The sequence below is a fragment of the Streptomyces sp. NPDC045967 genome (assembly GCF_056430495.1).
This window is the reverse complement of the sequence record NZ_JBWKLE010000003.1, coordinates 465,460-486,157: the sequence shown is the minus strand read 5'-3', so window position 1 is coordinate 486,157 and position 20,698 is coordinate 465,460. Positions and strand designations below refer to the sequence as shown.

Below are 20,698 nucleotides of genomic sequence, written 5' to 3'. Positions count from 1 at the left end.
TGTATGGCGGACCGCGCTCACGGCGTACTAGGACGTCCGAGCTTCCCCGCATTCCGCGGCCTCGCGTTCGATTATCGCGCGTGGCCTGGCTGCGGAGAAGCGGGGTAGCGGCCCAGGGGAGATGGTGGCACCCGGGGCCGCACAGGAAAAGCCGCCGGGTCCGTGTGTGACCCGACGGCTTCCTGGAGTGGTGCTGCCGGGTCAGCCGGCTACGCGCGCGGCGAGTGCGTCGCCGATCGCGTCGGTGGAGCGGAAGGTGCCGTCGCGTTCGGCGAGGTCGGCGCTGACCGCCTCCTCGATGCGGACGGCCTGGTCCTCGTAGCCGAGGTGGCGCAGGAGGAGGGCGACGGAGAGGACCGTGGCGGTCGGGTCGGCCTTGCCGGTGCCCGCGATGTCGGGGGCGGAGCCGTGCACGGGCTCGAACATCGAGGGGAAGGCACCGGTCGGGTTGATGTTCCCGGAGGCGGCCAGGCCGATCCCGCCGGTGACGGCCGCGGCGAGGTCGGTGAGGATGTCACCGAAGAGGTTGTCGGTGACGATGACGTCGAAGCGCTCGGGCTGCGTGACGAAGAAGATCGTCGCGGCGTCGACGTGCAGGTAGTCGGTGGTGACCTCGGGGTACTCCCGGCCGACCCGGTCGAAGGTGTTCTTCCACAGGTGCCCCGCGTACACGAGCACGTTGTTCTTGTGGACCAGCGTCAGCTTCTTGCGCGGCCGCGCGTCGGCCCGCTCGAAGGCGTCGCGCACGACGCGCTCGACGCCGTAGGCGGTGTTCACACTGACCTCGGTGGCCACCTCGGCGGGGGTGCCGGTGCGCAGGCTGCCGCCGTTGCCGGTGTACGGACCCTCGGTGCCCTCGCGGACCACGACGAAGTCGATCTCCGGACGGCCGGCCAGCGGGGTCGCCGTGTTCGGGAACAGCTTCGAGGGACGCAGGTTGATGAAGTGGTCGAAGGCGAAGCGGAGCTTCAGCAGCAGCCCGCGCTCCAGCACCCCGGACGGAACCGAGGGATCGCCGATGGCACCCAGCAGGATCGCGTCGTGGTGCTTGAGCGCCTCCAGCTCCGCGTCCGGAAGGGTCTCACCCGTGCGGTGCCAGCGCTGCGCGCCGAGGTCGTACTGCCTGGTCTCCAGCTTCACATCCTGGGGCAGGACCGCGGTAAGGACCTTCAGGCCCTGAGCCACGACTTCCTGGCCGATGCCATCACCGGGGATCACTGCGAGATTGATGCTGGTCGACATGGACGAAACCGTACTCCCTGTCCCAGCCCTCAGACATATTGCGTCCAGCATCCGGACGAACGAGGACGCAACATGTCGTGGGCCCGTGCGTGCCGGGCGGGTGCCCGGCCGTGCCCCGCGGCCGGTGTCAGTGGCCGGTCGAGCCGCCGTTGTCACGGCGGTCGAGGGCCCGCTGGAGCGCGGCGGCGGCGTTGCGGCGGTCGGTGTCGGCGGTGGAGGAGTGGCGGACGCGGCGGACCGCGGCGGTGGTGGGGGTCATGTGGATCGACTCCTTGAGATCACGGCGTGGCGGAGCCACGGATGAGGGGTTCCTTCAAGGCGCCGGAAGAGGCGGGGAGCAGTGCGCCGCAGGGGTTGCCTGCCGGGGGCGCGCGCTCTCGACCACCATTCGCCTGATCGGCGAGACGTTCGGCTCCTACAAAGCTAGGGCAGGTCCGCCTGTATGTCTCCGCAATTACTCGGACTTCCTACTATCTGAGACGCGGAAGCCCCCGCAACGACCCCTTCCAGGCATCCGATTCACCCCTTCTCGGAGCGAAGTTCCCTGATCAGAGCCCTTACGGCAAGGGTGGCGGCAGATTCCGGTGTGGTGACGTATCCCACCTGCCTCACCGGCCTCCGGGGCCCCAGATCGGTGATCTGCACCGCCTCGCCGACCTCGCGGAGCGACAGCTCCGGCAGGATCGCCATGCCGAGCCCGCGGCCGACCATCGTCAGGACCATCCCGTCGTCCTCCGCCGTGACGGTGGCGGGCGGGATCCAGTCCTGCTCGCGCCACCACGCCCGGGTGTAGGAGCCGCAGTTCTCGTGCCAGTCCAGGAGCGGCAGGCTCCTGGGGTCCGGATGCCCGGCCGGGTGGACCAGCGCGTACGCCTCCTGTGCGAGCACCCCGGTCAGCAGGCCGGGCGGCGTCTGCCCGGGCCCGCCCAGGGTGGCGATGCCCAGGTCGGCGCGGCCGGCCGCCACCTCCCCGGCGGCGCCCGCCCCGAGTTCGCGCACTACCCGGACCTCGGGGCGGATCCCCGGGTGGCGGGCCGTCAGCCGCTCCAGGGCGGGCGGCAGCAGGTGCAGGGCCGCGCTGCGGAACGCGGCGATCCGGATGACCCCCGCGAGGATGTCGCCGCCCGGGGCGGTCCGGCCCGCGCCGCGCACCTCCGCGGCCATCACCTCGTACAGCCGCAGGATCCGGCGGGCGTGGCCGACGGCCCGCTCACCCGCGGGGGTGGGCGAGGCCCCGGTCCGCCCCCGCTCGAAGAGCACCGCGCCGATCTTGGCCTCGCTGCCGCGCACGGAGTGCGACACGGCCGACTGGGTGAGTCCGAGCGCGGCGGCAGCGGCGGAGAACCCACCGGACTCGGCGACCGCGAGCAGGAACCTCGTGCTCTCCGTGGACCCGTACCACCGCGGCCTGATGGACGGCGGCCAGGACGGCTTCGCGCTGCACGCCCCGCTGGAGGGCCGCGCGATCGGCCGTGTGATCGCCTCCCGGGACCCGGGCCTGGCCGAGGGCGACCTGGTCTTCCACCGCGAGAGGTGGCGCACCCACGCCCTCGTCACCCTCGGCGCGGCCGGGGCCCGCAGGCTGCGGGTCCCCGACGGGGTCCCCCTGGAGGCGTACCTCTCGATCCTCGGCGGCACCGGCCTCACCGCGTACGCGGCCCTGACCCGCACCGCCGCCCTGCGGGAGGGCGAGGACCTGTTCGTCTCCGCCGCGGCCGGCGGGGTCGGCACCGCCACCGGCCGCATCGCCCGGCTGCTCGGCGCCCGCCGGATCATCGGCAGCGCGGGTTCGCCGGCCAAGGTCCGCCACCTGACCGAGCACCTCGGGTTCGACGCCGCCTTCGACTACCACGACGGCCCCGTCGGCGAGCAGCTCGCGAAGGCGGCGCCGGACGGCATCGACGTCTACGTGGACAACGTCGGCGGGGAGCACCTGGAGGGCGCGATCGGCGCGCTGCGCGCGTACGGGCGGATCGCCTGGGTCGGCGCCGTCTCCACCTACAACGGCGACCGCTCCCCCGCCGCGCCCCGCAACCTCTTCGAGGTCGTCCACAAGTCCCTGCGGCTGGAGGGGGTGCTGGTGCGCGACCACACCGACCTGCAGGAGGAACTGGAGGACCTCCTCGTCCCCCACCTGCGCACGGGCGCCGTCACGACCGACGCCACCGTGGTCCGGGGCTTCGACCGCACGGTGGACGCCTTCCTGGGCATGCTCCGCGGGGAGAACGTGGGCAAGATGCTCGTCCGGCTCGATGTATGAACCCCCGGCCGCGCGCGGCTGATCCGGCCCGATCCGAAAGACGCGCCCTGGGCCCTGTCGTCGAAGCGGCGCCTGGCCCGCGCCACTTCGACGCCAGGACCTAGAGCACGTCCCCGTCGCGCCAGTCGAAGTCGAGCCGGCCTGCGGGATCCGGCAGGGCCCCGCCGGGCGGCGCCCACAGGTAGGTGCTGCCCTCCTCCTCGGGGAGCCGCTCGGGCCCCCGGGGCCCGAGCACCCCGACCGCCCCCTGCCACACCGTCCACCCGCGGCGCTCGTACAGCGCGGCCCCCTCCTCGGACGCCGACAGCGCGCCGAGCACGTACGCCCCTTCGATGACCGCCTCCAGGCCCGCCATGACGGCGCTGCCGATCCCCCGTCCGCGCCGGTCGGTCCGGACGGCCACGGCCTCGACGTACCCGACCCGCAGCGCCCTCCCCCGGTGCAGGACGCGCCGCTGCACCACGCTTCCGTGCGCGACGAGCTCCCCGCTCTCGTGCACCAGTGCGTGCATCCCGCCGAGCCCGTGCTCGAAGTCCTCGTCGGAGAAGTCCCCGTCGAACGCCGGGACGAGCAGCGCCCGGATCTCCTCCAGCGTGCCGGGGCCCAACTGCGAGGTGTGCGCGAGACGTGTCCGTGTATCGGTCATGGAACCAGTGTCCTCCGGCCATGATTCGGCCTGCGCGTTCCTGGCCGACCCCCTGAGGGCACGAGGACACTCGCTCCATGTCGCCCACCACTGAGCAATGGACCCCCCTCCACGGCCGCCCGTACCGGCCCGCCCCCTACCGGCCCGCCCGCATGCCCGCGCCCGAGTCCCTGGCGCGCGCCGCCGAGCTGAGGGCGCGGATGGACGAGCGGCGGACCGTACGCCACTTCTCCCCCGACCCCGTGCCGGAGCAGGTCGTACGGGACGCCATCGCGTGCGCCGCGACCGCCCCGTCCGGCGCCCACCAGCAGCCGTGGACCTTCGTCCTGGTCAAGGACCCGGCCGTGCGCCGCCGGATCCGCGACGCGGCCGAGCGGGAGGAGGTCCTCTCCTACGACGGCCGGCTCGGCGAGGAGTGGCTCGCGGCCCTGCGCCCCCTCGGCACCGACGCCGTCAAGACCCACCTGACGGACGCCCCGGCCCTGGTCGTGGTCTTCCAGCAGCGCTACTGGCTCGGCCCCGACGGCACCCGGCACAAGCACTACTACGTCGACGAGTCGGTCGGCATCGCCGTCGGAATGTTCCTGACCGCTCTGCACCTGTCGGGACTCGCCGCGCTGATCCACACGCCGAGCCCGATGCGCTTCCTCTCCGAGGTGCTGGGCCGCCCGGAGAACGAGAAGGCCTTCGCGGTGGTCCCGGTCGGCTACCCGGCGCAGGACTGCGAGGTCCCGGACCTGGTCCGCAAGTCACTGGACCAGGTCGTCATCGAGGTCTGATCCGGCGGGACCGGCCGCACGCCAAACCGCCCCCGCTCCGGACTTGGGGGTACCGGAGCGGGGGCGGGGTTCACGCGGGCGCGGATCAGCCCATGTGGGGGTAGCCGTACTCGGTCGGCGGGACCAGGGTCTCCTTGATCGAGCGGGTCGAGGTCCAGCGCAGCAGGTTGGACGCGGCGCCGGCCTTGTCGTTGGTGCCGGAGGCGCGGCCGCCGCCGAAGGGCTGCTGGCCGACGACGGCGCCGGTGGACTTGTCGTTGATGTAGAAGTTGCCCGCCGCGAAGCGGAGCTTCTCCATCGCGTGCGCCGCCGCGTAGCGGTCCGCCGCGATGATCGAGCCGGTCAGGGCGTACGCCGAGACGGACTCCATCTGCGCCAGCATCGCGTCGTACTCGTCGTCCTCGTAGACGTGCACGGCGAGGATCGGACCGAAGTACTCGGTCGTGAAGACCTCGTTCTCCGGGTCGGTGCACGCGATGACGGTCGGGCGGACGAAGTAGCCCTCCGAGTCGTCGTACGTGCCGCCCGCGACGATCTCGCAGGTCGGGTCGGCCTTGGCGCGGTCGATCGCGGCCTTGTTCTTCGCGAAGGAGCGCTCGTCGATGACGGCGCCGATGAAGTTGGTCAGGTCGGTGACCGGGCCCATCGCGATGCCGTCGACCTCGGCCGCGAAGGACTCCTTGAAGCCGTCGTTCCAGATCGAGGCCGGGATGTAGGCGCGCGAGGACGCCGAGCACTTCTGGCCCTGGAACTCGAAGGAGCCTCGGGTCAGGGCGGTCTTCAGGATGGCGCGGTCCGCCGACGGGTGGGCGACGACGAAGTCCTTGCCGCCGGTCTCGCCGACCAGGCGCGGGTAGGACCGGTACTTCTCGATGTTGTTCCCGACCGTCTTCCACAGGTACTGGAAGGTCTTGGTCGAGCCGGTGAAGTGGATGCCGGCCAGCTCGGGGTGGGTCAGGGCCACCTCGGAGACGGCGATGCCGTCGCCCGTCACCAGGTTGATGACGCCCTTGGGCAGGCCGGCCTCCTCCAGGAGCTCCATCAGCAGGACCGCGGAGTGCGTCTGCGTCGGGGACGGCTTCCACAGGACCACGTTGCCCATCAGGGCGGGGGCGGTCGGCAGGTTGCCCGCGATGGCGGTGAAGTTGAACGGGGTGATCGCGTAGACGAAGCCCTCGAGCGGGCGGTGGTCGCTGCGGTTCCACACACCGGCGGAGTTGGCGACCGGCTGCTCGGCCAGGATCTGGCGGGCGAAGTGGACGTTGAAGCGCCAGAAGTCGACGAGCTCGCAGGGGGTGTCGATCTCGGCCTGCTGGGCGGTCTTGGACTGGCCCAGCATGGTCGAGGCGGCGAGCTTCTCGCGCCAGGGGCCGGACAGCAGCTCGGCGGCGCGCAGGATGATCGCGGCGCGGTCGTCGAAGGACATCGAGCGCCAGGCCGGGGCGGCGGCCAGGGCGGCGTCGATCGCCTCCTGGGCGTCGGCCTGCGTGGCGTTGGCGTAGGTGCCGAGCACCGACTTGTGGTCGTGCGGCTGGACCACGTCGAAGCGCTCGCCGCCGCCCATCCGCTTGACGCCGTTGATCGTCATGGGGAGGTCGACCGGGTTCTCGGACAGCTGCTTGAGCTGTGCTTCGAGCCGCGCGCGCTCCGGGCTGCCGGGGGCGTACGAGTGGACCGGCTCGTTGACCGGAGCGGGGACCTGGGTCACAGCATCCATGGGGCTGGTAACTCCTTGACCTAGTTCTTGGCTAGTTCTTGGTGATCATCGAGCGGAGGAAGAACAGCAGGTTGGCCGGCTTCTCCGCGAGGCGGCGCATGAAGTAGCCGTACCAGTCCGTCCCGTAGGCGGTGTACACCCGCATCCGGTGGCCCTCCGCGGCGAGCCGCAGGTGCTCCTCGCTGCGGATGCCGTACAGCATCTGGAACTCGTACTCGTCCAGTTTGCGCCCGGCCTGGCGCGCCAGCTCCTGCCCGATGGCGATGAGCCGCGGGTCGTGGGACCCGATCATCGGGTAGCCCTCGCCGTCCATCAGGATCCGCATGATCCGGACGTACGCCTTGTCGATCTCGGCGCGGTCCTGGTAGGCGACCTCGGCGGGCTCCTTGTAGGCGCCCTTGACGATCCGGACGCGGCTGCCGGAGGCGGCCAGGCGGCGTGCGTCGGCCTCGGTGCGGAAGAGGTACGCCTGGATGACGCAGCCGGTCTGCGGGAAGTCCTTCCGCAGCTCCTCGTGGATGGCGAACATCGAGTCGAGGGTGGTGTGGTCCTCGGCGTCGAGCGTCACGGTGGTGCCGATGGCGGCGGCGGCCTCGACGACCGGGCGGACGTTGGCGAGGGCGAGCTCGTGGCCGCCCTCCAGCGCCTGGCCGAACATCGACAGCTTGACGGACATCTCGACGGTCTCGCCGAGGCCGAGGCCCGCGAGGCGCTCGATCAGCTGGAGGTAGGCGTCACGGGCGGCGTACGACTGCGCCACCTCGGTGATGTCCTCGCCGACGACGTCGAGGGTGACCTCCAGGCCGCCGCGCGTGAGCTGCTCGACGATCGGGATCACCTGGTCGACCGTCTCACCGGGGATGAACCGGTCCACCACGGGCTTGGTCACCGGAGCGGCGGAGACGATACGACGCATTGCGGCGCTGCGCGAAGCGGCGAGGATCACGGGACCCAGCACGGGTGCACCTCCAACGGGTGACAGGAAGAAAAGCGCAAGTGGAACCACCGTGAAACCTAAGGACCGGTTCGATCCTCTGCCATCGACAGCTGTCACGCATCCGTGTCCGCGATCTCATACATCTGTCTGAGGAGACCGGGCAGCGGTGGGAGAATGACCGGGTGAAGGGCGATTACCAGGACCTGGTGGACGAGATCTCGGCGCTGCTGGGCGCGCCGGCGACCTTGGAGAACCGCGACTTCCGGTTGATCGCCTTCGGTGCGCACGACAGCGACGACGACGGGGCGATGGACCCGGTGCGCACCCGCTCGATCCTGACCCGGCAGTCCACGGCGGCGGTCCGGTCCTGGTTCGAGGGCTTCGGCATCGCCCGCGCCACCGGTCCGGTGCACATCCCGGCGGCGCCCGAGGCGGGGGTCTTCCGGGGGCGGATCTGCCTGCCGGTGCGGCGCCGGGGCGTCGTGCAGGGCTACGTATGGCTGCTGGACCAGGATCCGGGCCCAGGACCGGGCCCGGCGGAGCTGGCCGCGGCCATGGAGGTCGCCGAGCGCATCGGGGTCCTGCTCGACGAGGAGGCGAAGGCGGGGGCCGATCTGTCGCGCGAGTTCGCCGCGGTGCTGACGGCGGCGCGGGGCTGGCAGCAGGACATGGCGGTGGCCGCGCTGCGGGTGGCGCTGGGCCCCGCCGCGGAGGGACTGCACGCGGCGGTGTGCGTGACGCCGTGGTCCGGGGAGGCGCCTGCCTCGGTGCCGGGCGCCGCCGCGCTCTGCGTGGTGCCGGGCGAAACCGTGCCCGGCGGCCGGGGCGGCCCCGGCGGCCCGGAGGCCGGGACGGCGCCGGGCGGCCGTCCCCCCGCGCTGGCCGTCCTGCTGAGGCTGCGCTCGGCCGACGCGCTGGCTCCCGCCCTGACGGCGGCGGAGCGGCTCCTGCCGCGGGCAGCCGCCGCGGACCCGCGGCAGCGGGCGGCCACCGCCGGGGTCGCCGACCCGGTGCGGGCCCTGCCGGACCTGCCCGCCGCCTGGGACCAGGCCGTCGCCGCGGCCCGGGCGGCCGCCGCGCAGCCCGGCCTGGGGCCCGTCGCGCGGTGGACGGAGATCGGCCCCTACCGGCTGCTGGCGGCGCTGGCCGCCGATCCGGTGGACGATCCGGCGACCCGCGCGCTGCTCGGCCCGGCCCACCGCGAACTCGCCCGTACGGCCGAGGTGTTCCTGGACCACGCCGGGCAGGCGGGCCGCGCGGCGGCGGCGCTCGGCATCCACCGGCAGACGCTGTACTACCGGCTGGGCCGGGTGGAGCAGCTGACCGGCCTGGACCTGGACGAGGGCGAGGACCGGCTGCTGCTGCACATGGCCCTCAAGGCGGCCCGCCTGCGGTGAGGCCGCCTTCCGCCGGTCGGCGTGACGGAGGGGGCTTCCCAGGGCCGGGCTCCGGGGTTCTCCCGATGCCCGCGCGGCCGCGCCGCTGCCTATCGGGGATCGGCGGCACGCTCCGCTTCCGGCTCGGCCGCGGGCTCCGGGCGCGCCAGGGCCGCCGCGGCCGCCGCCCGCAGGCCCTCGGTCAACTCCTCCGGGCTCGCCGCCGACTCCGGGTCGAACAGCCACTGCGTCATCAGCCCGTTCAGCAGCGCTTGGTAGAAGGTGCCGAGCGTGCGCTCCTGCCGTTCGGTGACCTCCTCCTCCGGGGTCCCGGTGAACATCGCGACCAGGCCGCGCCGCCCCTCGGCCTGCGAGGCGGTGAGCAGGCGCGCCAGCTCGGGCATCCGGTCGCGGGCCAGGGCGACCTCCAGGCCCGCCGACCAGACCGGACCGGCCTCCTCCCGGTGCGCGAGGAACCGCTGCCAGACCGCGCGGAACCGCTCCAGCGAGCCTCCCTCGCCCTCCGTCCCGCCCTGGAAGTCCTCGCCCAGCTCGTCCATCAGGGCGACGAACGCCTGGGCCAGCAGCGCGTCCTTCGAGCCGTAGTGGTAGCCGATGGAGGCCAGGTTCGCACCCGAGGCCTTGACGACGTCCCGCGCCGTGGTGCGCACGAAACCCTTCTCCAGCAGGCACTTCTTCGCGCCCTCGAGCAGATCTTCCCGGTGTCCCATGCCGGGCACCGTAGCAAGACGGCCGTCACGGACAGGCGTCCAAGACGAGCGTTCCAGACGTGCGTCACGGGCACGCCGCCGCCGGTGGTACCGGCGGCGCGCACCCCTGACAGGTTAAGGAGCGCCGTACGACGCGAAAGGGCCCGGGGATCGCCCCGGGCCCTTCCCTGTCGGGTGCCGCGGTCAGCCGAGGCTGACCGTGCGCGCCGAGACGGCGCCGATCTCGGCGGCGATGTCCGCGAGGACGTTCGCCGGGACCTCGGCGTCGACCGTCAGCACGGCGAGGGCCTCTCCGTGCTCTTCCGCGCGGGCGACCTGCATGCCGGCGATGTTCAGACCGCCCTCGCCGAGCACGCGGCCGACGGCGCCGACCACGCCCGGCCGGTCGGTGTAGCGCAGCACGACCATGTGGTCGGCCAGCGCCAGGTCCACGTCGTACTCGCCGACGCCGACGATCTTCTGCAGGTGCTTCGGGCCCGCGAGCGTACCGGAGACCGAGACCTCCGAGCCGTCCGACAGGGTGCCGCGCACGGTCACCACGTTGCGGTGGTCCGGGGACTCCGAGCTGGTGGTCAGGCGCACCTCGACACCGCGCTCCTGCGCGAACAGTGGGGCGTTGACGTAGGAGACCGTCTCGTCGACGACGTCCTCGAAGACGCCCTTGAGCGCGGAGAGTTCGAGCACCTTCACGTCGTGCTGGGTGATCTCGCCGCAGACCTCGACGTCGAGGCGGACCGCGACCTCGCCCGCGAGGGCGGTGAAGATGCGGCCGAGCTTCTCGGCGAGCGGCAGGCCGGGGCGGACGTCCTCGGCGATGACGCCGCCCTGGACGTTGACCGCGTCGGGCACGAGTTCCCCGGCGAGCGCGAGGCGCACCGACTTGGCGACGGAGACGCCGGCCTTCTCCTGGGCCTCGTCCGTGGAGGCCCCGAGGTGCGGGGTGCAGACGACCTGGTCGAGCTCGAACAGCGGGGAGTCCGTGCAGGGCTCCTTGGCGTACACGTCGAGGCCCGCGCCGGCGACCCGGCCCTCCTTGATGGCCGAGTACAGCGCGGCCTCGTCCACGATCCCGCCGCGGGCGGCGTTGACGATGCGGACGGACGGCTTCACCTTGTGCAGCGCCTCGTTGCCGATGAGACCGAGGGTCTCGGGGGTCTTCGGCAGGTGCACGGTGATGAAGTCGGCGACCTCGAGGAGCTCGTCCAGCGTCAGCATCTTGACGCCCATCTGGGCGGCGCGCGCGGGCTGGACGTACGGGTCGTACGCGACGATCTTCATGCCGAACGCCGACATCCGCTGCGCGACCAGGACGCCGATGCGGCCGAGGCCGACGACGCCGAGGGTCTTCTCGCTGAGCTCGACGCCCGTGTACTTGTTCCGCTTCCACTCACCGTTCTTCAGCGCGGTGTTGGCCTGCGGGATGTTGCGGGCGGTGGCGACGAGCAGGCCGCAGGCGAGCTCGGCGGCGGTCACGATGTTGGAGGTCGGCGCGTTGACGACCATCACGCCGGCCTTGGTGGCGGCGGACACGTCGACGTTGTCCAGCCCGACGCCGGCGCGGGCGACGACCCGCAGCTTCTTGGCGGCGGCGATGGCCTCGGCGTCGACCTTGGTCGCGGAGCGGACGAGGATCGCGTCGACGTCGACGATCGCGGGCAGCAGCTCGGCGCGGTCGGCGCCGTTGCAGTGGCGGATCTCGAAGTCCGGGCCGAGCGCCTCCACGGTGGCGGGCGACAGCTCTTCGGCGATGAGTACGACAGGTTTCGAGCTCACGTGGTCCTCACAGATCCAGTGCGGACGGCCGTCCCGACGGCCGCAGGCGGTGGAGGGGTAGCCGCGTGGAAGACGCACGACACTGTGGGCCTGACGCGTATGTGTTGAGCAGTGTAGTGGCGGCGGGGGTCCGGATTTCCGCCTGTACGGAAGGATCACCCGTCCGTGGTTGGCCGCCTTGGACAAGCCGGGTGATCTCCCGGCCGTGGCGGCCGTGTGCGGCGGGGCCGGAACACCGTCCCGGCCCCGCCGCGCACCCGATCAGCTCTCGCTGCTGTCGACCCAGCTCATCAGCTTGCGCAGCTTCTTGCCGGTGGTCTCGAGCAGGTGCTCCTCGTCGGCCTTCTTGTACTCGTTGTACTTCGGCAGGCCGGCCTTGTACTCGGCCATCCAGGTGTTGGCGAACTCGCCGTCCTGGATCTCGGCGAGGACCTTCTTCATCTCCGCCTTGGTGGCGTCGGTGATGATCCGCGGGCCGGTGATGTAGTCGCCCCACTCGGCGGTCTCGGAGACCGACCAGCGCATCTTCTCCAGGCCGCCCTCGTACATAAGGTCCACGATGAGCTTCAGCTCGTGCAGGCACTCGAAGTACGCGATCTCCGGCTGGTAGCCGGCCTCGGTCAGGGTCTCGAAACCGGCCTTGACCAGGGCGGAGGCGCCACCGCAGAGGACGGCCTGCTCACCGAACAGGTCGGTTTCGGTCTCCTCGGTGAAGGTGGTCTTGATGACGCCGGCGCGGGTGCCGCCGATGCCGGCCGCGTAGGAGAGCGCGAGGGCGAAGGCGTTGCCCGAGTGGTCCTGCTCGACGGCCGCGATGCACGGGACGCCGCGGCCCTCCTCGTACTGGCGGCGGACCAGGTGGCCCGGGCCCTTCGGGGCGACCAGGGCGACGTCCACGTTGGCCGGGGGCTTGATGAAGCCGTAGCGGACGTTGAAGCCGTGGCCGAAGAAGAGCGCGTCACCCTCCTGGAGGTGGTCCTTGATGGACTCCTCGTAGATCTCGGCCTGCAGCGGGTCCGGGGTGAGGATCATGATGACGTTCGCCCACGCGGCGGCCTCGGCCACCGGGAGGACCTTCAGGCCCTGCTCCTCGGCCTTGGCCTTGGACTTCGAGCCCTCCTTCAGGCCGACGACGACGTCGACGCCGGAGTCACGGAGCGACAGCGCGTGGGCGTGGCCCTGGCTGCCGTAACCGATGACCGCGACCTTGCGGCCCTGGATGATGGACAGGTCGGCGTCGTTCTCGTAGAACAGCTCGGCCACTGGGATATCTCCTTGGTGCGCTGGTGTTGCTCCCACCGTACGGCGGGGAACGGAAGGCGGGTTTCTGGGTCTCGCGATGCGAACGTCAGGCGCTGCGGTCGAGCGCGCGCAGGCTGCGGTCCGTGATGGACCGTCCGCCGCGCCCTATGGCGATGGTGCCGGACTGCACGAGCTCCTTGATGCCGAAGGGCTCCAGCATCTTGAGCATGGCGCCGAGCTTGTCGGTACCGCCGGTGGCCTCGATGGTGACGGCCTCCGGGGAGACGTCGACGGTCTTGGCGCGGAACAGCTGGACGATCTCGACGATCTGCGAGCGGGTCTCGTTGTCGGCCCGGACCTTCACCAGGACGAGTTCGCGCTCGATCGCGTTGTGCGGCTCCAGCTCGACGATCTTGAGCACGTTGACCAGCTTGTTGAGCTGCTTGGTCACCTGCTCCAGCGGAAGGTCCTCGACGTTCACGACGATCGTGATGCGGGAGATGTCGGGGTGCTCGGTGACACCGACCGCGAGGGAGTCGATGTTGAACCCGCGGCGGGAGAACAGCGCGGCGATCCGGGCCAGGATGCCGGGCGTGTTCTCGACCAGGACGGAGAGCGTGTGCTTGGACATGTGAGGCGTTCTCTCTCTCGGCTCTCTCGGCTCAGTCGTCTTCGTTGTCGCCGAAGTCGGGACGGACGCCCCGGGCTGCCATGACCTCGTCGTTGGAGGTGCCGGCGGCGACCATCGGCCAGACCATGGCGTCCTCGTGGACGATGAAGTCGATGACCACCGTACGGTCGTTGATCGCATTGGCCTCGGCGATGACCTTGTCGAGATCGGCCGGGTCCTCGCAGCGCAGGGCGACGCAGCCCATGGCCTCGGACAGCTTGACGAAGTCCGGGACGCGGGTGCCCTTGCGGGGTGCGGCGGACTCGCCGAGCTGGGAGCCGACGGTGTCGTGGCCGGTGTCGTCCGCGTGCAGGACGGTGTTGGAATACCGCTGGTTGTAGAACAGGGTCTGCCACTGGCGGACCATGCCGAGTGCGCCGTTGTTGATGATCGCGACCTTGATCGGGATGTTGTTCAGCGCGCAGGTGACCAGTTCCTGATTGGTCATCTGGAAGCAGCCGTCGCCGTCGATCGCCCAGACCGCGCGCTCGGGCATGCCGACCTTGGCACCCATCGCGGCCGGGACCGCATATCCCATGGTTCCGGCGCCGCCGGAGTTCAGCCAGGTGCGGGGCTCCTCGTACTTGACGAAGTGCGAGGCCCACATCTGGTGCTGGCCGACACCGGCCGCGAAGACCGTGCCCTTGGGCGCCAGCGCGCCGATCCGCTCGATGACCTGCTGCGGCGAGAGGCTGCCGTCCTCCGGCAGGTCGTAGCCCAGCGGGTAGGTCTCGCGCCAGCGGCTGAGGTCGCGCCACCAGGCGCTGTAGTCCCCGGCGTTGCCCTCGGTGTGCTCGGCCTGGACGGCCTGGATCAGGTCGGCGATGACCTCGCGGGCGTCGCCGACGATCGGAACGTCGACCGCGCGGTTCTTGCCGATCTCGGCCGGGTCGATGTCCGCGTGGATGATCTTGGCGTACGGGGCGAAGCTGTCGAGCTTGCCGGTGACGCGGTCGTCGAAGCGGGTCCCGAGCGCGATCAGCAGGTCCGACTTCTGCAGCGCGGTGACGGCCGTGACCGCGCCGTGCATGCCGGGCATGCCGACGTGCAGCGGGTGGCTGTCGGGGAAGGAGCCGAGCGCCATCAGCGTGGTGGTGACCGGGACCCCGGTCAGCTCGGCGAGGACCTTCAGCTCGGCGGTCGCGCCGGACTTCATGACGCCGCCGCCGACGTACAGGACCGGGCGCTTGGCCTGGCAGATCAGTTTGGCCGCCTCGCGGATCTGCTTGGCGTGCGGCTTGGTGACCGGCCGGTAACCGGGGAGGTCCTGGGCGGGCGGCCAGGTGAAGGTGGTCTTCGCCTGCAGGGCGTCCTTGGCGATGTCGACCAGGACCGGGCCCGGGCGGCCGGTGGAGGCGATGTGGAAGGCCTCCGCGATCGTCCGCGGGATGTCCTCGGCCCTGGTGACCAGGAAGTTGTGCTTGGTGATCGGCATGGTGATGCCGACGATGTCCGCCTCCTGGAAGGCGTCGGTGCCGATCGCCTTGGAGGAGACCTGGCCGGTGATGGCGACGAGCGGCACGGAGTCCATGTGCGCGTCGGCGATCGGGGTGACCAGGTTCGTGGCACCCGGGCCGGAGGTGGCCATGCACACGCCGACCTTGCCGGTGGCCTGCGCGTAGCCGGTGGCGGCGTGGCCGGCCCCCTGCTCGTGGCGGACCAGGATGTGACGGACCTTCTTGGAGTCCATCATCGGGTCGTACGCGGGGAGGATGGCGCCGCCCGGGATCCCGAAGACGGTGTCGCACCCCACCTCTTCGAGAGAGCGGATGAGGGACTGCGCACCCGTGACGTGCTCAACTGCGACGGACTGCGGTCCGCCGGAACGGGGCCGCGGCTGCGGATGGTGGGCCCCGGTGGCCTGCTCGGTCATCGGCATTCTCTTCTCGAAGCTGAGGGTTGTACGCGGATTCGGCTCTGTGCCAGTGCAACAAAAAACCCCTCGTGCCAGGAGGCAAGCGAGGGGAGCGCGTCGGGTGCGTTGAGCGGGGACATGCTGGTCCCGGCTTCAGCCGACGCGCTTTCCAAGTACGAGAATTCGGGTGCGCATGGCACTGACCCTCCCTCCGGCGGGAGGGTGATGTCAAGTAGGTGGGACGGGCGTCTCATTATGTGAGCCTCTGTGGATGGCCATCGAACCCCCGGGCGAACCACCGGCCAGGGCCGGCTGCACCGCCCCGCCCGGTACTGGGAACGTACCGCGCACGAGCGCACGCCGCAGCCTGTATTCGTCGAGCGGCCCGGAGAAGGCCAGCCCTTGGCCGTGGGTGCACCCCATGGCGCGTAGCGCGGCGACCTGCTCGGGCAGGTCCACCCCATCGGCCACCGACTGCATGCCCAGGTCGTTTGCGATCCGCAACAGACCTGCGGTGATCTTGTGGAGGCGGGCTGACTCCTCGACGCCCTCCACCAGTCCGCGGTCCAGCTTCAGCACGTCCACCGGGAGGCGCCGCAGCGCGCTGATGGCCGCGTAGCCGCTGCCGAAGCCGTCCAGGGCGATCCCCACCCCGAGCCGGTGCAGGCCCATCAGGCGGCGCTCCAGCTCGTCGAAGGGGACTCTGGGGTCGGATACGGCCAGCTCCAGCACCAGGGCGCCGGAGGGCAGCCCGTGCCGCGTCAGCAGCGCCTCCACGGAGCCCAGGGGCACGGCGCGGTCGAGCAGCCGCTGCGCGGTCATCCGGACGGCCACCGGCACGTCGTGGCCGGCCCGGTACCGGTCGGCGGCCTGTTCCACGGCCTGATCCAGCAGCCAGCGCCCGAGCTCGGCGCCGCGGGCGGCGGTCCCGGCGGCGACGGCGGGCGGGGCGTCCGCGCCCACGACGGCGCCCTCGCTGTACTCGGCCACCCGGAGGAACTCCGCCGGGGTGAAGAGGATGCCCTGGGCCGAACGCCAGCGCGCCTGCGCCGCCACGGCGGAGACCTCACCGGTGGCCAGCGAGACCACGGGCTGGTGCAGCAGGGCGAACTCGCCCTCGTGCAGCGCCGTCCGCAGCCGCCCCGCCAGCTCGGCCTTGCGCACCACCTCGGCCTGCATCTGCGGGGCGTACAACTCGACGCGGTCCTTGCCGGCGGCCTTGGCCCGGTACATCGCGAGGTCCGCGTTGCGCATCAGGGCCGAAGGGGTGATGCCGGGATCGGCGAAGGCCACGCCGATGCTGGCGGCGACCCGGACCTCACTGCCCGCGATGCGGTACGGCTGGGAGAGCGTGGTGCGCAGCCGGTCGGCGATCTCGTGCACCTGGCACTCGCGGGCGCGGCGGTCGCGGCTGCCGTCGCCGAGGATCAGGGCGGCGAACTCGTCCCCGCCGAGGCGCGCGGCGGTGTCCCCGGCCCGGACCGAGTCCTGGAGCCTGCGGGCGGCCTCGACGAGCAGCTCGTCCCCGGCCTGGTGGCCGATCGTGTCGTTGACCGCCTTGAAGCCGTCGAGGTCGATGAAGAGCACGGCGGAGCTGTGGTCGCCGGCCCGCCGGCCGGTCAGGGCCTGGCGGACGCGGCGGGTGAACAGGGCCCGGTTGGGCAGGTCGGTCAGCGGATCGTGCTCGGCGCTGTGCTGGAGCTGCGCCTGGAGCCGGACCCGCTCGGTGACGTCCCGGCTGTTGAGGATCAGGCCGCCCTGGTGGCGGTTGACGGTGGACTCCACGTTGAGCCACTCGCCGCCCCCCGACTTGAAGCGGCACTCGATGCGGGTGGTGGGCTCCTCGGCCGGCGGGGCGGCCAGGAAGCGGCGCACCTCGTGGACCACCCGGCCGAGGTCGTCGGGGTGGATCAGGGTCGCGAGCTCGGTGCCGATCAGTTCCTCGGCCTCGCGGCCGTAGACCCCGGCGGCGGCGGGGCTGACGTAGCGCAGCGTCCCGGTGGGCGCCGCGATCATGATGACGTCGCTGGAACCCTGGACCAGGGAGCGGAAGTGGTTCTCCTTCTGGGCCAGCTCCTGGGTCAGCGCGATGTTGTCGATGAGCATGATGCCCTGGCGGATCACGAGGGCCAGTACGACGGTGCAGCCGGTGAAGACGACCACGCGGTCGACCTTCCGGCCGTCGACGACGTTGTAGAGGATCCCGAGCGTGCACACGGCGGCCGCGAGGTAGGGGGTGAGGGCGGGCAGCGACCCGGTGATGGGGCGGTTGTGCGGCCTCTCGATCCGCCGCGGGCCGACGGGCTGCGGCACGGGCGGCAGGCGCCGGGCGCCCCAGGGCGCGTACGCGAGGAGCAGCGAGCCCGCGAACCAGCCGGCGTCGAGCAGCTGGCCGGACTGGTACTCCGCGCTCAGCAGCGGCGAGGTGAACAGGGCGTCGCTGAGCACGGTCAGGGCGAGCGCGGCGATGGCGGTGTTGACGGCGGAGCGGTTGGTCTCGGACCGCCGGAAGTGCAGGACCAGGACCATTGAGACCAGTGCGATGTCCAGCAGCGGATAGGCGAGGGAGAGAGCGGCGCGCGGGACGCTGCCGGGGGCGCCGGACTGGGCGGTCCGCGCCGCGTGGGCCAGCGCGAGGCTCCAGGAGAGGGTGAGCAGGGAACCGCCGATGAGCCAGGAGTCGAGCCCGAGGCAGACCCAGCCGGCCCGGTTCACGGGCCGCTTGGCGAGGACGAGCAGGCCGACGATGGCCGGCGGGGCGAAGCACAGGAAGGCGAAGTCGGCCAGCGAGGGTTTGGGCACGTCCTGCCCGAGGATCACCTCGTACCAGCCCCAGACCGCGTTGCCGGTGGCGCCCATGAGGGACGAGAACGCGAAGAGCAGCCAGGCGGGACGCTCGCGGCTGTCGATCGCCCGCGCGTAGGAGTAGCAGGAGACCGCGGCCAGTAGGCCGGCCGCGCTGAGCCCGAAGTCCCCCATGATCTCGGCGAGTTCCTCCGAACCCCAGTTGAGGGCGGCGCCGACCGCGTATCCCCCGCAGACCACCGCGAGGAGCAGTTGCGCGGCCAGGCACCTGCCACCGCCCGAGAGCGACGGGCGGTTCAGCAGCGCCGCCCCCGGAGCGCTCACCGGTACCCCTCGCCCGCTTGTTGCGGAGCAGCGCATTCCCGGCAACGTCGCCTCCGGCGGCTCTGCCACGTCGGATCCTTCGCCCATCGGCCGTGCATCGCCCGTCGCCCCCCAAGTGTCCGATCACTCCCCAGCGCCCGAGATACGCGGCGCGGCCCCTGCTTCCGGACGATACACCACTTTCGTCACTCAGCGACATAGTTCCTCTACGCTCCGTTACCACGTGGGGAGTTGGTCCCACCGCGTGCATCCGGGTGACAGCGGAGCGTGCGCGCGGGTCAGGTCGTGACCAGCACCGTGTGCTCGACCGGCTCCCCGGCGGCGAAGCGGGTGAGCTGGCGCGCCAGCATGCGCTTGGCCCTCGGCTCGAAGGCCGTGCTGCTGCCGCCGACATGGGGCGTGATCAGGACGTTCGGGGCGTGCCACAGGGGGTGGCCGGCGGGCAGCGGTTCCGGGTCGGTGACGTCGAGCGCCGCGCGCAGCCGGCCCGACTCGGTCTCGGCCAGCAGGGACCGGGTGTCGACGACGGGCCCGCGCGCGACGTTCACCAGCAGGGCACCGTCCTTCATCCGGCCCAGGAACTCGGCTCGGGCCAGTCCCCGCGTGGTGTCGGTGAGCGGGGTCGTGAGGATCACCACGTCGGCGCCGGGCAGGAGTTCGGGCAGATCGGCCAGGGCGTGGACGGGTCCGTGCGGTGCGGTGCGCGCGGAGCGTGCGACACGGGTGATCCGCCCGCATTCGAAGGGCAGGAGCCGGTCCTCGACGGCCGCACCGATCGCTCCGTAGCCGATGATCAGTACGGACTTGTCGGCGAGGGCGTCGTAGACCCCGAACCGCCATTCCTCGCGGTCCTGGCCGCGGACCATGCCGGGGATGCCGCGCAGGGAGGCAAGGGTCAGGGTGAGGGCGAGTTCGGCGGTGCTCGCGGTGTGCACGCCGGCCGCGTTGCACAGGCGCACGCCGGGACGCAGGGCGCCGAGTCCCCCGAGGAGGTGGTCCGTGCCGGCGGTGAGGGTCTGGACGACCCGGACGGCGGGCATGGCGGCCAGCGGGCGGACGGTGACCGCCGGGGACTTCATGTACGGGGCGACGTAGAAGACGCAGGCCGCGGGATCCGCCGGGAAGGCGTCCTCCCCGTCCCAGTGGCGGTACGTGAAGGTGTCGGGCAGGCCGTGGATCTCCTCGGCGGGGAACGGGAGCCAGACGTCGGAGGTCTTTACAGTCATGATCAGGAGGCTATGCCAGGCGTTCGGTGCAGGCCGTCGGCCGGGGTGGCGGCGGACCGGGAGGGGGATCCACGGGTGGAGCGCAGGTCGATCGGGGCGGGGGCGCTGACGGTGGGCGCCGTCGGGCTCGGCTGTATGCCGATGAGTTGGGCGTACGCGCCCTCGCGGCGGCGGGGGCAGGAGTCCCTGGCCGCGGTGCACACGGCGCTGGACCTGGGCTCGAACCTGCTGGACACGGCCGATGTGTACGGGCCGTTCACCAACGAGCTGCTGCTGGGGCGGGTGCTGGCGCAGCGGCGGTCGGAGGCCTTCGTCTCGGCCAAGGTGGGACTGCGGGCGGGGGACCGGCACGTGGTGGCCGACGGTCGGCCGGGCTATCTGCGCCGGGCCTGCGACGCCTCGCTGCGGCGGCTGCGGACCGACGTCATAGACCTCTACCAGCTGCACCGGGTGGACCCGGACGTGCCGCTGGAGGAGACCTGGGGTGCGATGGCGGAGCTGGTGGGCGCGGGCAAGGTGCGGGCGCTGGGGTTCTGCACGCTGGGCGCCGGGGCCGGGCCGGGGGCGGGGCGGCGGGGGGACCGGGCGTACGGGGCGACGCTGCGGCTCCTGGAGCGGGCGCAGCAGGTGTTCCCGGTGAGCGCGGTCCAGGCGGAGCTGTCGGTCTGGTCGCCGGAGGCGGCGTGGCAGCTGCTGCCGTGGTGTGCGGCGCGCGGTGTGGGGGTCCTGGCCGCGATGCCGCTGGGCAGCGGGTTCCTGACCGGGACGCTCACACCGGGTGAGGGCTTCGAGTCGCAGGACGTGCGGGCCCGGCATCCGCGGTTCACGGCGCACGCGATGGCTTCGAACCAGGCACTGGTGGCGGGGCTGCGGCGGGTGGCCGGGCGGCACGGGGAGGGTGTCACGGCGGCGCAGGTGGCGCTGGCGTGGGTGCTGGCGCAGGGGCCGCAGGTGGTGCCGGTGCCGGGGGCCGACCGGGCGCGGTGGGCGGCGGAGAACGCGGGGGCGGCGCAGGTGCGGCTCACGGCCGGGGACCTGGCGGAGATCGCGGCCCTGCCGGTCGCGGTGGGAGCCTGGGACTGACGGGAGCCGCGGCCACAACCACTCGATCGGGT

At 72.0% G+C, this 20,698-nt stretch carries 17 protein-coding genes; 4 read left to right on the top strand and 13 right to left on the bottom strand.

The window, feature by feature from the left end; all coding sequences use genetic code 11:
• Positions 1 to 201 precede the first annotated feature (201 nt).
• The 3 genes from AC07FY_RS09135 to AC07FY_RS09125 form a co-directional block, all read right to left on the bottom strand.
• Positions 202 to 1,242 (bottom strand): 3-isopropylmalate dehydrogenase, encoded by a 1,041-nt coding sequence (locus tag AC07FY_RS09135; RefSeq protein WP_479002743.1) that lies wholly within the window; start codon positions 1,240 to 1,242, stop codon positions 202 to 204.
• Between the two features lie 127 nt (positions 1,243 to 1,369).
• Positions 1,370 to 1,501, bottom strand: coding sequence for a hypothetical protein (locus tag AC07FY_RS09130; protein ID WP_479002740.1), 132 nt, complete (start codon positions 1,499 to 1,501; stop codon positions 1,370 to 1,372).
• A gap of 260 nt (positions 1,502 to 1,761) precedes the next feature.
• The gene (locus AC07FY_RS09125) at positions 1,762 to 2,613 is read right to left on the bottom strand and encodes a LysR family transcriptional regulator (RefSeq protein ID WP_479003193.1); all 852 of its coding nucleotides are present in this window, start codon (positions 2,611 to 2,613) and stop codon (positions 1,762 to 1,764) included.
• On the opposite strand from AC07FY_RS09125, the gene AC07FY_RS09120 reads away from it, so the two are divergent.
• Positions 2,555 to 3,502 carry an NADP-dependent oxidoreductase gene (locus AC07FY_RS09120; protein ID WP_479002737.1) on the top strand — a complete coding sequence of 316 codons (948 nt, stop codon included), beginning with the start codon at positions 2,555 to 2,557 and terminating at the stop codon, positions 3,500 to 3,502. The two genes, AC07FY_RS09125 and AC07FY_RS09120, sit on opposite strands and share 59 nt — an antisense overlap.
• 100 nt (positions 3,503 to 3,602) lie before the next feature.
• Here the strand turns inward: AC07FY_RS09120 and AC07FY_RS09115 are convergent, their stop codons facing one another.
• Positions 3,603 to 4,148 (bottom strand): GNAT family N-acetyltransferase, encoded by a 546-nt coding sequence (locus AC07FY_RS09115; protein WP_479002734.1) that lies wholly within the window; start codon positions 4,146 to 4,148, stop codon positions 3,603 to 3,605.
• 77 nt (positions 4,149 to 4,225) lie between these two features.
• Between AC07FY_RS09115 and AC07FY_RS09110 the strand changes: the two genes are divergently transcribed.
• Positions 4,226 to 4,927 carry a nitroreductase family protein gene (locus tag AC07FY_RS09110; protein WP_479002731.1) on the top strand — a complete coding sequence of 234 codons (702 nt, stop codon included), beginning with the start codon at positions 4,226 to 4,228 and terminating at the stop codon, positions 4,925 to 4,927.
• An 85-nt stretch (positions 4,928 to 5,012) separates the two neighbouring features.
• Here AC07FY_RS09110 and pruA read toward each other — a convergent pair whose 3' ends face one another.
• Both pruA and AC07FY_RS09100 read right to left on the bottom strand, forming a co-directional pair.
• Positions 5,013 to 6,644: an L-glutamate gamma-semialdehyde dehydrogenase gene (pruA, locus tag AC07FY_RS09105; RefSeq protein WP_479002729.1), complete on the bottom strand. Its 1,632-nt coding sequence runs from the start codon at positions 6,642 to 6,644 to the stop codon at positions 5,013 to 5,015.
• Between the two features lie 31 nt (positions 6,645 to 6,675).
• Positions 6,676 to 7,602: a proline dehydrogenase family protein gene (locus AC07FY_RS09100; protein ID WP_479002727.1), complete on the bottom strand. Its 927-nt coding sequence runs from the start codon at positions 7,600 to 7,602 to the stop codon at positions 6,676 to 6,678.
• A 161-nt stretch (positions 7,603 to 7,763) separates the two neighbouring features.
• On the opposite strand from AC07FY_RS09100, the gene AC07FY_RS09095 reads away from it, so the two are divergent.
• Positions 7,764 to 8,978 (top strand): PucR family transcriptional regulator, encoded by a 1,215-nt coding sequence (locus AC07FY_RS09095; RefSeq protein ID WP_479002724.1) that lies wholly within the window; start codon positions 7,764 to 7,766, stop codon positions 8,976 to 8,978.
• Between the two features lie 89 nt (positions 8,979 to 9,067).
• Here AC07FY_RS09095 and AC07FY_RS09090 read toward each other — a convergent pair whose 3' ends face one another.
• The 7 genes from AC07FY_RS09090 to AC07FY_RS09060 form a co-directional block, all read right to left on the bottom strand.
• A complete protein-coding gene (locus tag AC07FY_RS09090; RefSeq protein ID WP_479002721.1) occupies positions 9,068 to 9,688 on the bottom strand; it encodes a TetR/AcrR family transcriptional regulator in 621 nt (206 codons plus the stop codon).
• Positions 9,689 to 9,871: 183 nt separating this feature from the next.
• On the bottom strand, positions 9,872 to 11,461 hold the full coding sequence (serA, locus tag AC07FY_RS09085; RefSeq protein WP_479002718.1) for a phosphoglycerate dehydrogenase: 1,590 nt from the start codon (positions 11,459 to 11,461) through the stop codon (positions 9,872 to 9,874).
• Between the two features lie 261 nt (positions 11,462 to 11,722).
• The gene (gene ilvC, locus AC07FY_RS09080; RefSeq protein WP_479002715.1) at positions 11,723 to 12,724 is read right to left on the bottom strand and encodes a ketol-acid reductoisomerase; all 1,002 of its coding nucleotides are present in this window, start codon (positions 12,722 to 12,724) and stop codon (positions 11,723 to 11,725) included.
• An 85-nt stretch (positions 12,725 to 12,809) separates the two neighbouring features.
• Positions 12,810 to 13,334 (bottom strand): acetolactate synthase small subunit, encoded by a 525-nt coding sequence (ilvN, locus tag AC07FY_RS09075; protein WP_069922074.1) that lies wholly within the window; start codon positions 13,332 to 13,334, stop codon positions 12,810 to 12,812.
• A gap of 31 nt (positions 13,335 to 13,365) precedes the next feature.
• Positions 13,366 to 15,252: an acetolactate synthase large subunit gene (locus AC07FY_RS09070; protein ID WP_479002712.1), complete on the bottom strand. Its 1,887-nt coding sequence runs from the start codon at positions 15,250 to 15,252 to the stop codon at positions 13,366 to 13,368.
• 204 nt (positions 15,253 to 15,456) lie between these two features.
• A complete protein-coding gene (locus tag AC07FY_RS09065) occupies positions 15,457 to 18,357 on the bottom strand; it encodes a putative bifunctional diguanylate cyclase/phosphodiesterase (RefSeq protein WP_479002709.1) in 2,901 nt (966 codons plus the stop codon).
• A 278-nt stretch (positions 18,358 to 18,635) separates the two neighbouring features.
• Complete coding sequence (locus AC07FY_RS09060) at positions 18,636 to 19,583, bottom strand: 2-hydroxyacid dehydrogenase (RefSeq protein WP_479002707.1); 948 nt, start codon at positions 19,581 to 19,583, stop codon at positions 18,636 to 18,638.
• Positions 19,584 to 19,658: 75 nt separating this feature from the next.
• Between AC07FY_RS09060 and AC07FY_RS09055 the strand changes: the two genes are divergently transcribed.
• Positions 19,659 to 20,666 (top strand): aldo/keto reductase, encoded by a 1,008-nt coding sequence (locus AC07FY_RS09055; protein ID WP_479002704.1) that lies wholly within the window; start codon positions 19,659 to 19,661, stop codon positions 20,664 to 20,666.
• Positions 20,667 to 20,698: the final 32 nt, after the last annotated feature.